The sequence below is a fragment of the Mycobacterium hackensackense genome (genome assembly GCF_025822555.1).
Taxonomy (GTDB): domain Bacteria; phylum Actinomycetota; class Actinomycetes; order Mycobacteriales; family Mycobacteriaceae; genus Mycobacterium; species Mycobacterium fluoranthenivorans.
The window spans coordinates 18,775-28,867 of the sequence record NZ_JACKUC010000030.1; the positions used below are offsets into that span (position 1 = coordinate 18,775).

13 protein-coding genes and 3 tRNA genes are annotated in these 10,093 nt (G+C 66.3%); 5 read left to right on the forward strand and 11 right to left on the reverse strand.

Annotated elements, in window-relative coordinates; translation table 11 throughout:
* Positions 1 to 44 precede the first annotated feature (44 nt).
* The 11 genes from nusG to H7J86_RS09515 form a co-directional block, all read right to left on the reverse strand.
* A complete protein-coding gene (gene nusG / locus H7J86_RS09465) occupies positions 45 to 854 on the reverse strand; it encodes a transcription termination/antitermination protein NusG (protein WP_090360047.1) in 810 nt (269 codons plus the stop codon).
* Between the two features lie 29 nt (positions 855 to 883).
* A complete protein-coding gene (gene secE / locus H7J86_RS09470) occupies positions 884 to 1,342 on the reverse strand; it encodes a preprotein translocase subunit SecE (protein WP_090360048.1) in 459 nt (152 codons plus the stop codon).
* A 68-nt stretch (positions 1,343 to 1,410) separates the two neighbouring features.
* Positions 1,411 to 1,483 (reverse strand) — tRNA-Trp (locus tag H7J86_RS09475).
* A gap of 155 nt (positions 1,484 to 1,638) precedes the next feature.
* Positions 1,639 to 2,151: a (3R)-hydroxyacyl-ACP dehydratase subunit HadC gene (gene hadC, locus H7J86_RS09480; RefSeq protein WP_090360051.1), complete on the reverse strand. Its 513-nt coding sequence runs from the start codon at positions 2,149 to 2,151 to the stop codon at positions 1,639 to 1,641.
* A 3-nt stretch (positions 2,152 to 2,154) separates the two neighbouring features.
* Complete coding sequence (gene hadB / locus H7J86_RS09485; protein WP_090360053.1) at positions 2,155 to 2,583, reverse strand: (3R)-hydroxyacyl-ACP dehydratase subunit HadB; 429 nt, start codon at positions 2,581 to 2,583, stop codon at positions 2,155 to 2,157.
* On the reverse strand, positions 2,570 to 3,046 hold the full coding sequence (gene hadA / locus H7J86_RS09490) for a (3R)-hydroxyacyl-ACP dehydratase subunit HadA (protein WP_090360056.1): 477 nt from the start codon (positions 3,044 to 3,046) through the stop codon (positions 2,570 to 2,572). Before hadA ends, hadB begins: the two co-directional genes overlap by 14 nt.
* Positions 3,047 to 3,055: 9 nt before the next feature.
* Positions 3,056 to 3,223 carry a 50S ribosomal protein L33 gene (rpmG, locus tag H7J86_RS09495; RefSeq protein WP_090360058.1) on the reverse strand — a complete coding sequence of 56 codons (168 nt, stop codon included), beginning with the start codon at positions 3,221 to 3,223 and terminating at the stop codon, positions 3,056 to 3,058.
* 25 nt (positions 3,224 to 3,248) lie between these two features.
* Positions 3,249 to 3,322: transfer RNA gene (locus H7J86_RS09500), tRNA-Met, on the reverse strand.
* A gap of 40 nt (positions 3,323 to 3,362) precedes the next feature.
* Positions 3,363 to 3,435, reverse strand: a tRNA-Thr gene (locus tag H7J86_RS09505).
* Between the two features lie 187 nt (positions 3,436 to 3,622).
* Positions 3,623 to 4,792: a globin domain-containing protein gene (locus tag H7J86_RS09510; protein ID WP_187098279.1), complete on the reverse strand. Its 1,170-nt coding sequence runs from the start codon at positions 4,790 to 4,792 to the stop codon at positions 3,623 to 3,625.
* Positions 4,789 to 5,247: an RrF2 family transcriptional regulator gene (locus H7J86_RS09515; RefSeq protein ID WP_090360063.1), complete on the reverse strand. Its 459-nt coding sequence runs from the start codon at positions 5,245 to 5,247 to the stop codon at positions 4,789 to 4,791. The genes H7J86_RS09510 and H7J86_RS09515 overlap by 4 nt, the downstream gene beginning before the upstream one ends.
* 127 nt (positions 5,248 to 5,374) lie before the next feature.
* Here H7J86_RS09515 and H7J86_RS09520 point away from each other — a divergent pair, with 127 nt between their 5' ends.
* From H7J86_RS09520 to H7J86_RS09540, 5 genes are all read left to right on the forward strand, one after another.
* The gene (locus tag H7J86_RS09520) at positions 5,375 to 6,088 is read left to right on the forward strand and encodes an MBL fold metallo-hydrolase (RefSeq protein WP_090360066.1); all 714 of its coding nucleotides are present in this window, start codon (positions 5,375 to 5,377) and stop codon (positions 6,086 to 6,088) included.
* 104 nt (positions 6,089 to 6,192) lie between these two features.
* Positions 6,193 to 7,326, forward strand: a complete 1,134-nt coding sequence (locus tag H7J86_RS09525; RefSeq protein ID WP_267290691.1) for a DUF2510 domain-containing protein — start codon at positions 6,193 to 6,195, stop codon at positions 7,324 to 7,326.
* Positions 7,327 to 7,545: 219 nt separating this feature from the next.
* Positions 7,546 to 8,430, forward strand: coding sequence for a phospholipase effector Tle1 domain-containing protein (locus H7J86_RS09530; protein ID WP_267290693.1), 885 nt, complete (start codon positions 7,546 to 7,548; stop codon positions 8,428 to 8,430).
* Between the two features lie 82 nt (positions 8,431 to 8,512).
* Positions 8,513 to 9,355, forward strand: coding sequence for a DUF8453 domain-containing protein (locus tag H7J86_RS09535; RefSeq protein WP_267290695.1), 843 nt, complete (start codon positions 8,513 to 8,515; stop codon positions 9,353 to 9,355).
* Between the two features lie 11 nt (positions 9,356 to 9,366).
* Positions 9,367 to 10,086: a crotonase/enoyl-CoA hydratase family protein gene (locus H7J86_RS09540; protein WP_090360076.1), complete on the forward strand. Its 720-nt coding sequence runs from the start codon at positions 9,367 to 9,369 to the stop codon at positions 10,084 to 10,086.
* Positions 10,087 to 10,093: the final 7 nt, after the last annotated feature.

The window sequence follows — 10,093 nt, forward strand, 5'->3', positions numbered from 1 at the left end:
CCTGGAAGGGCGTGGGTTGCCCTGTGTTGTTGAAAACTGAGCCGCTAAATCTTGGCGACCTGGGTGAACGTCAGCTCGACAGGTGTCTCGCGGCCGAAGATCGACACCAACACCTTGAGCTTCTGCTGCTCGGCGTTGACCTCGCTGATCGAGGCCGGCAGCGTCGCGAACGGGCCGTCCATGACGGTGACGGACTCGCCGACCTCGAAATCGACGAGGATCTCGGGCCGTTCCAACGTGGCTTCAGAAGAGGCCGCCGATGCCGCGGAGGAGCTCTTCGCGGCAGCCTTCTTGGCCGCCCCCTGCGGCAGCAGGAACTTGACCACGTCGTTGAGCGACAGCGGTGACGGGCGCGAGGTCGCACCGACGAACCCGGTGACGCCCGGGGTGTTGCGCACCGCGCCCCACGACTCGTCGTTCAGTTCCATGCGCACCAGGATGTAGCCGGGCAGCACCTTGCGGTTGACCTGCTTACGCTGGCCGTTCTTGATCTCGGTGACCTCTTCGGTGGGCACCTCGACCTGGAAGATGTAGTCGCCGACGTCCAGGTTCTGCACGCGGGTCTCGAGGTTGGCCTTCACCTTGTTCTCGTAACCGGCGTAGCTGTGGATGACGTACCAGTCACCCGGCTTGAGGCGCAGCTCCTTCTTGAGCGCGGTCGCCGGATCGACGTCCTCATCCTCGGCGGCCTCCTCAACGACAGGAGCCTCGGGTTCCGCAGTTTCGGCAGTCTCGGATTCTTCAGCGCCTTCTTCGGCGCCCTCGGCGGTCTCCAGAGTCTCGTCGAGCACGTCGACGGCATCACCCGAAGGCGTCTCGGCGTCGAGCTGTTCGTCGCCGTCGAAGCTAGTCACGGTTGTCAGTCCTCTCTCAGTTCTTCCGGTCAGCCGAACACGATCGACACGAGCTTCGCCAGCCCGACGTCGACCCCGCCGATCAGCGCGACCATGAATGCCAGGAACACCAGGACCACCGTGGTGTAGCTGACCATCTGCTTGCGGTTCGGCCAGATGACCTTGCGCAGTTCGGCAACGACCTGCTTGAGGTAGTTCCACACGAAGGCGAACGGGTTGACCCGCTTGGCGTCGCTCTTCTTCTTGGCCGGCTTCGCCGCCTTGGTCTTCGTGCTCTTGGCAGTCGGTTCGGCGCCCTCGGTGCCGTCGGCGGACTCGGTGTCGGTATCGGACACCTCATCATCCTCAACCGGGGCCACCGCGGCACGCCGCGTCCGCTTACCGGTCGGGCGCAGCGGGCGGGTCACGACGGCCGTCTGGCCGGCCGCGTCCTCGGTGCCCGTTGCTTCGGTGCCTTCGGAGCCGGCACTGTCGCGCTCGTCGCTCACCGCACGCCTTTCATCTGGTTCGGGTGGTCACCTTCGCAGTGTCCACACTCGTCGAGTATTCAGTTGAGCAGGGGCGACAGGACTTGAACCTGCAACCTGCGGTTTTGGAGACCGCTGCTCTGCCAGTTGAGCTACGCCCCTTCGTGGCGGCCCTCACACAACTCGCGCGCTCCCCGACCGGCCGATTTCCGAACCGACGGACAGCGCGCTGATGTGGGAAAACCCCGAGGACCGAGTGTACATCGGCCCAAGTCTCAGTTACTAATCGCCTTGTCGCTGCGCTCCCCTCATCGAGACTAGCTCTCGATGACCGCCGAGCGCCGCACCTGACCGGTTTCGCGGTCGTACTGCACCGACACCGAATTGTCGCCTTCGTGGCCCATCAGGGTGGTGAACGCCTCCATGATGATCACGCCGTCGTCGTCGGCGAGGATGTTGCGGGTCACGACGATATCGGCGCCGAACCGCTCATCGACCGACTTCACCTCCAGCTGCGCATGCAACCGGTCGCCCACCTTGATCGGGCGGTGGTACACGAACCGCTGATCCACCTGGATGATCTGCATGGTTTCCATGCCGAGATCGACGTTGCGGAAGAAGTCCTGCTGCACCAGCAGCGCCAGAATCGACGGGAACGTCGGGCCTGCGACCAGGGCGTCGTGGCCCAGCGCGGCGGCGGCCGCCTCGTCCTGCGAAGCCGGGTCGTCGGATTTCACCGCCCGCGCGAACTGCTTGACCTGCTCGCGGCCCACCACGAAGACCTCGGGGTACTTGTAGACCATCCCCAGGATGTCAGCCTTGATGGCCATGGCTCAGGCCAGCTTCGCGATGGCGATGGCCCGGCCGAAGATCTTCTTTCCCCCGGTGGTCGCCGAGAGGGCGATCGTCACCGACTTCGATTCGGGTTCCACCGATTTCACCCGGCCGTTGAAGACGATCTCGGCGCCCACACCGTCGTTGGGCACGGGGACGACCGCGGTGAACCGGACGTTGTACTCGGTCACGGCGGCCGGGTCGCCGACCCAGGACGTGACATAACCGCCGCCGAGGCCCATGGTCAGCATGCCGTGAGCAATCGCGGTGTCGAGGCCGACCTGCTTGGCGATCTCATCGTCCCAGTGGATGGGGTTCAGGTCGCCGGACACACCGGCGTAGTTCACCAGGTCCTGTCGGGTCAGCGGGATGACCTTCTCCGGAAGGGTGTCACCCACGTTGACCGAACTGAACTCACGCAGAGCCATCAGAAAAACCCTCTTCTCCGTCTCCTGCACGACCGGCAAGGGTCGTGTAGGCCTCCTGGACAACGTCACCCTTGTCATTACTGATCACGTTCTTGGTGACGATGATGTCCGTGCCGTGTGCCTGTCGAACCGAATCTACGTAGACATCGCAGTACAGCCTGTCGCCCGCCCGGATCGGCGCCATGAACTTCAACTGCTGGTCGACCTGCACGATCTGCGCGTCCTTGACGCTGATGTTCGCATGATCGAAAAACGCATACTGCGCCTGGTAGCCGAAGATGCAGATGAAGGTCAGCGGCGCCGGCAATGCGTCATGCCCGAGGTCGGCGGCGACAGCTTCATCGTGGAAGTACGCATCGTCGTTCTTGACGGCGACGGCGTGCTCGCGGATCTTCTCCCGGCCAACCTCGTACACGTCGGGGTACCGATAGTGCATCCCGACGATGTTCGACGACAGAGCCACGACGAAGAGTTAGCGCGACTCTTTATGCGGCTGGTGCGCGCCACAGTTGGGGCAGAACTTCTTCAGCTCCAGCCGGTCCGGGTCGTTGCGCCGGTTCTTCTTCGTGATGTAGTTACGGTGCTTGCACACCTCGCAGGCCAAGGTGATCTTGGGCCGTACGTCGGTACTCGACGCCACGTCATTGCCTCTCGTTGTTTCCCTGTAGCGGTGGGGAGGCTCGATCTCCCGACCTCACGATTATGAGTCGTGCGCTCTAACCAGCTGAGCTACACCGCCCCGAATAGACGAAAGGCGGCGATCCGCCTGGCGTCCACCGAGCCCCCTAACGGAATCGAACCGTTGACCTTTTCCTTACCATGGAAACGCTCTACCGACTGAGCTAAGGGGGCCTTGCACTTCTTTGGCACTACATCAGCCCGAGGGCCTTAAAGAGGGTACATTCCCGGCGTTTCTCCTGCCAAAACGGCAGCGTATCGGGGTCGACTGGCCCGTTCGACGCTGTTTTCCACACCAGGGTCGCGAGTGTACGGGCGCAGCGACCCCGGTGCAGAAATCAGCGTTGACCAGCCGGCGCGGTTACAGCAGCCAGTCGTTGGGGCTGAACAGCTCGCAGTGCACCCGTTCGACGCCGCGCGCGGCCAACTGGTCGCGCACCGCCCGGACGAAGCCGTCGGCGCCACACAGGTAGACCTCGGCGCCGGCGGGCAGCTCCACCTCGTCGAGGTTCAGGAAGCCCTGATGCGCGCCTTCGGTGGCGTCCTCGTACCAGATGTCCAGGGTGACATCGGGCAACGCGGCCACCAACTCACGTTGCCGTTCCCGCAGCGGGTGGGTCTGGGCGCTGCGGTCGGCGTGCAGGACGACCACGCGCGTGGCCGGGTCCAGCGCTTCCAGGATGCCGATCATCGGAGTGATGCCGATGCCCGCCGAGATCAACACCAGCGGCGCACCGGGAGCGGGGCGCGGCAGGTCGCCGAACGGCACGGTGACGTCGAGCAGGTCGCCCACGCGCAGGTTGTCCCGGATCCATGTCGACACCTCACCGGTGGGCTTGACCGCGAAGGTGAGCTCCCCGTGCTCGCCCGCGTCGATCAGGCTGTACTGGCGCAGCTGGCGCGCGCCGTCGGGAAGGGTCACACCGACGGACACGTACTGGCCCGCGGTGCTCGGCAGCGCGCCGGCCGTCAGCGGGGCGACAGTCACCTGGACCGCGCCGGACGGATCGTCCACCCGGGCCAGCACCTGGGCCCGCCGGTACACGTCACCGTCACGCACACCGGCTTGGGCGTACAGCGAGCGCTCCAGGTCGATCAGCGCGTTGGCCATGATCCAGAAAACCTGGTCCCAGGCGGCCGCGACCTCGGCGGTGACGGTGTCCGCACCGAGCACCTCCACGATCGCCGCGAACAGGTTGTCGTGCACCACCGGGTACTGCTCGGCGACGATGCCCAGCGAGGCGTGCTTGTGCCCGATCCGCGACAGCAGCTCCACCGGATGCGGCAGCGCAGGGTCGACAAGGTGCGTGGCGAAGGTCGCGATCGACGCCGCCAGTGCGCGCTGCTGCGCGCCCTGGGCCTGGTTACCGCGGTTGAACAGGTTGCGCAGCAGCTGCGGGTGGTTGTCGAACAACCGGCGGTAGAACGCCTGGGTGATGGTGTCGATATTGGCGCCGATCAACGGCAGCGTGGCGGTGACGATCTCGGCGTGAACCGGGTCCAGTTCAGTGCTCTCGGTGGTGATGGTCATCGTGGTGTCCTTTCTGGGTGGGTCAAGGGAAGGGAAACGAGGGGCAGCAGGGCGCTGCCCGACAGGTCGTCGATGGTGTAGCCGTCGAGCTGGCGGTAGAAGGCTTCTTTGGCCTCCGCGAGCACTCGACGCAGCCGGCACGCGGGGATCAGCGGGCAGGGGTGGGCGCCGCCGGCGCAGTCGATCACCTCGGCGTCGCCCTCCAGGCGGCGGACCAGCCGGCCCAGCGATGCATGTCGGCCGGCCTCGGTGAGTTCGAGTCCACCGACTCGGCCGCGCCGGGCGTTGACCATGCCGAGCTCGACGAGCCGCGAGACGGCTTTGGCGATGTGGTTCTCCGACGCGTCCGCGCCGTTCGCGATGGTGCGGGTGGTGATTCGCCGGCCGTCGGTCTCCGCGGCGGCGAGCAGCATCATCGTCCGCAGTCCGAGGTCGGTGAACCGGGTGAGGTGCATGCGTCCGACGCTAGTAATTACGCATCTGTGATGCGACATTTCCGCTTGTGCGGTTAAACACCTCATGACATGCGGTTTTTGGACCTGCGGTTATCTCCGTCACGGGGCGCCGTCCTACTCTGTCCCCATGTCCGAAGACCGCCTGTACTTCCGTCAGCTGTTGTCCGGCCGCGATTTCGCCGCGGGCGATCCGATCGCCGAACAGATGCGCAACTTCGCCTATCTGATCGGCGACCGCGAGACCGGCGACACCGTGGTCGTCGACCCCGCGTACGCCGCAGGCGACCTGGTGGACACCCTGGAAGCGGATGGCATGCACCTGTCGGGCGTGCTGGTGTCCCACCACCACCCCGACCACGTCGGCGGCACGATGATGGGGTTCACGCTGAAGGGAGTGGCCGAACTCCTGGAGCGAGTCAGCGTGCCGGTGCACGTCAATGCCCATGAGGCGGACTGGGTTTCGCGCGTCACCGGTATCGCACCCAGCGAACTGACCCCGCACCAGCACGGTGACAAAGTGGCGATCGGCGATATCGAGATCGAACTGCTGCACACGCCGGGACACACCCCGGGCAGTCAGTGCTTCCTGCTCGACGGGCGACTGGTGGCCGGCGACACCTTGTTCCTGGAGGGGTGCGGGCGCACCGATTTCCCCGGCGGGGACGTCGATGCCATGTTCCGCAGCCTGCAGGCACTTGCCCAGTTGCCCGGCGACCCGACCGTATTTCCCGGACACTGGTATTCGGCTGAGCCGAACGCATCGTTGTCTTCGGTCAAGCAGTCGAACTACGTCTACCGGGCGAGCAATCTCGACCAGTGGCGCATGCTGATGGGCGGCTGAACGAGGTCGAGGGCGCAGGCAAAAGTCTCGCGGCGTATTCCGGGCTCGGCTATCCTGCGGGGTCACAGCGCCCATCCGGCGCATGATGGGGAGGAAGTCCTACGATGACGACACCGCCGACCCCGGCCGGCTGGTATCCCGACCCTGACGGCACGGGTGGTCAACGGTATTGGGATGGCACGGCGTGGACCGAGCATCTGACCCCCGCTCAGGCGCCACCGGCGCCTCCCGTTCCCGCGGCTCCCGCAGAACCTTCCGCGCCGCAGGAGCCGACATCCTGGCCGTCCGAGTTGCCGCCGTGGCCCGATGTCGAGATGCCGTCCTGGGAGCAGGCGGCCAGCGAGCAGCCCACCGCCGTCGTGAACATCCCGCAGCCCGAGCAGCCGGCACCCGAGCCGTCACCGTCTGAGCCGGAATCCGATGCGGACACCCCGGAGCCGGCCGAGGAAGCACCCGAACCGTCCCCCGAGAACCCGGAGCCGCCCACCGCGTTCGAGCCGGATACCACCGTGGTGCGGCTGCCCGAACCGGCCACCACGGTGGTCCCCACCTACACCCCGGCGTCGTTCTACGGCGAGCCGGCGGCGGCCCAGTTCGCCGAGCCGGCAGCCGCGGCACCGGGGCCCACCGCACCGGCCGCAGGAAACGGGAAACTGCTCAAGAGCTATATCGGCGGCGTGGGCGTCCTGCTCATCGCACTGATCGCGGCGCTGGTGTACGCCCTGGTCATCCACAAGCCCGAGGCCAGCCGGCTGAGCCTGCCGGGGGCGACGTCCACCCAGACCACATCGTCCTCGGCCGAGACGTCCACCGAGACCTCGCGCCCGTCGGCGACCGAATCCGCGCCCGCGGCACCCGCGGCGGGTAGCGCGGTCGACGGTGACGTCACGTTCACCCAGAACGGCATCGATATCGGCCCGACCGTCGTCGCGCCGGACAACGACCAGCTGACCAAGACCGCCACGGGTGAGTTCATCGTGGTGCATCTGACCTTGACCAACACCGGTCAGGCGCCGGCGACGTTCGTCGCCGACCAACAGGTGCTCACCGCGGACGGCCAGACCTACACCCCGGACACCGAGGCCACCTTCTATCTCGGCGGTACGACGACCGTGGTGTACCCCAACGAACCCGTCGATGTCGCCATCGCGTTCGATGTCCCGCCCGGCAGTGTGCCCGGCTCCCTGCAGGTGCACGGCGACGTGTCCAGTGCCGGCGCAGTACTGCCGTTGAGTTAGCCAAACGTTCCCCGCCGCTGCGGTTCAGGTTAACCGCGAGAATTTCTATGTCCGTCAAACGGTGGACAGACGACTGATTTCGTAGCACGATAGCTTTAGTTAGCTGGATTTCGTCGAGATGGATGGATTTTTCGCCGAATCCACGGACTGGCGCCAGCCGGGCCGCGTGGGCAGAATTATTCGCTGGATTCGCTTGTGCCGCTTCCGTCGGGGGTTGCTGTGACAAACATCGTGCTGTGCTTCGGCCAAGAGTCACATTCCGGTCGTACCGACCGCACCGGACTGCTCGCACAACTCGACGACACCCAGCTGATCTGGTCTCACGACCTCCCGCAGCGCCGCCGCAACGCCGCCGACGAGGCGCGCGCCGCCATCACCGAGGGCTATCGGCATCTGCTGACGCACTGGCGCCCGGGCGACCAGATCTTCGTCTTCGGGGCCGGCCGCGGCGCGGCCTGTGCCCAGGCCCTGAGCAGACTGCTCGGCACCATCGGCGTGCTCGACGGTGAACTCATCGACTACGTGCTCGCCACCTATGCGGTCCCGCGCACACCGCGCACCGACCAGGACTGGCGGGACCTCGCCGCCGTCGCCGCCGGGCTGACCTCCCACACGGATGTCGGGATACCCGTTCGGTTCCTCGGCCTCTGGGACACCACCCGGACGCCGGGCACCGCTGGACCGGTCGAGGTGGTCGAGGGCCGGCACGCCATGGCCATCGACGGCGGACCACCGCTGCAGCACGTCGGCGGTGTCGAGGAAGTCTGGTTTCGCGGAACACACCGCAGCATCGTCGGTGACGCCGTCGTCCTGGACTGGATCCTCGACGGAGCCACCCGCGCCGGCCTGCGGATCCGCACCGAACCGGCGGCCCTCCCGGTCCCCCGGCGTGAACCGCGCGCCCGCGGGGTACGGCGGGTGCCGCACGCCGCGGCGGTGCACGCCAGCGTCGAGATGTACCTACGCGCCCATCCGAGGTACTGGCGCCGCCTGCCCGCCGAAGTCGTGTGGGCGGACACCGACTGGCCGGCCCGCACCGAACGCCTGATCCAGGCCGACACGCCGCGCCCCCTGACCGCCCCGGCACTCGCCACCGCCAGCTAGCAATGCCGGGAGTCGCGGTTTACGTGACACTTAGCGAAGCGCTACTGTCCAGAGCGCAATCGGACGAACGGGTGGGGGCGCTGTGCAGTGGTTTCATGATCGGTGGACCGACCTCGTCGGCCTGGGGTCTGCCACCTGGCTAACGATCGCGGCGTGGGCCGGGTTGTTGCTCGCGGTTCTCGCACTGATCTTCGTCGCGCGGGCGATCAAACGGAACCGGCAGCTCAAGAGCGATGAATTGCGGCCGCACGTGGTGATGTACATGGAGCCCAGTGCCACCGACTGGCACGTCGTCGAACTCGTGGTACGCAATTTCGGCAAGTCGGCCGCACACCAGGTGCAGTTCGAATTCCCCACCCCGCTCACCGTGGGCCGCTACGAGGAAGCCTATGACGACGGGCCACCCGAGGTTGCCGCCCTCACCCTTCCCAGCGAACTCACGCAACTCGCACCCGGGCAGGAGTGGCGAACTGTGTGGGATTCAGCCATCAGCCGCGAGGAACTCGGCGGGGAGATCCAGTCCCGGTTCGAGGGCGCCCTCACCTACCGCGATCGCCCCAAGAACGAGAAGGGCAGGCGGCAGGAGTTCCACACCGAGGTGGTGCTCGACTGGGCGACCTTGCCGCCGGCGCAGCGACTGGACCTGATGCTCAACCACGACCTGGCCAGACGGGAGAAGCAGAAGTTGGAGCTGCTGCGCAGCATGCTCACCTACTTCCACTACGCATCCAAGGAGACGCGTCCCGATGTGTTCCGGGCCGAGATCGACCGGATGAACCGCGCGGTGCGCGAGACCCAGGACCGCTGGCGGACCCGCCAGGTCGACGAGACCACCGAACTCGACTTTCCGTGGATCGAGGAGGCCCGGCCCGCAGGCAGGCACCATTCGAGCCCCGCCATCAAAATTCGCAACCACGCTCCGTAACATCCGCAGCTATGACGAGCCCGGTGAGTTACTCGGTGAACGAATCCGTCGCGACGATCGCTCTCGACGACGGCAAGGTCAATGCCCTGTCCCCCGACATGCTGGCGGCCATCAACGCCGCACTGGACCAGGCCGAGTCGGATATCGCCGCCGGTACCGTGAAAGCCGTCGTCCTGGCCGGTAATTCGCGGGTGCTCAGCGCGGGATTCGAGCTGAGTGTGTTCGCCTCCGGCGATCCCGCTGCCGGGCTGGGCATGCTGACCGCCGGATTCGAATTGTCGGTGCGCGTCTTGAGTTTCCCGGCCCCGATCGTGATCGCGGCCACCGGGCATGCCATCGCGATGGGCTCCTTCCTGCTTCTCAGCGGCGATCATCGGGTGGGTTCGGCGAAGGGCCGGTGCCAGGCCAACGAGGTGGCCATCGGGATGACCTTGCCGATCGCGGCCATCGAGATCATGCGGATGCGGCTGACCCGTGCCGCGTTCTTCCGCGCGGTGTCGGTGGCGGCGACGTTCACCGGGGACGCCGCGATCGCGGGTGGCTGGCTCGACGAGATCGTCGAACGCGACGACGTGCTGGCCCGCGCCCAGGCGGTGGCAGCCGAATATGCCGCCACCCTGCATCTGAAGGCCCATGTGGCGAGCAAGCTCAAGGCGCGCGCATCGGCCATCGAGGCGATCCGAGCGGGAATCGACGGGCTGGCCGAGGAATTCGCTCTCACCACGAAGTGAGGCTCGA

What these genes read in the sequence shown, in the direction of transcription:
- H7J86_RS09525 (WP_267290691.1), top strand. Translation starts at nt 6,193, where the DNA reads ATGACGACACCGCCGACCCCGGCCGGCTGGTATCCCGACCCTGACGGC.
- H7J86_RS09510 (WP_187098279.1), bottom strand. Translation starts at nt 4,792, where the DNA reads ATGACCATCACCACCGAGAGCACTGAACTGGACCCGGTTCACGCCGAG.
- H7J86_RS09540 (WP_090360076.1), top strand. Translation starts at nt 9,367, where the DNA reads ATGACGAGCCCGGTGAGTTACTCGGTGAACGAATCCGTCGCGACGATC.
- H7J86_RS09520 (WP_090360066.1), top strand. Translation starts at nt 5,375, where the DNA reads ATGTCCGAAGACCGCCTGTACTTCCGTCAGCTGTTGTCCGGCCGCGAT.
- hadC (WP_090360051.1), bottom strand. Translation starts at nt 2,151, where the DNA reads ATGGCCATCAAGGCTGACATCCTGGGGATGGTCTACAAGTACCCCGAG.
- hadB (WP_090360053.1), bottom strand. Translation starts at nt 2,583, where the DNA reads ATGGCTCTGCGTGAGTTCAGTTCGGTCAACGTGGGTGACACCCTTCCG.
- H7J86_RS09515 (WP_090360063.1), bottom strand. Translation starts at nt 5,247, where the DNA reads ATGCACCTCACCCGGTTCACCGACCTCGGACTGCGGACGATGATGCTG.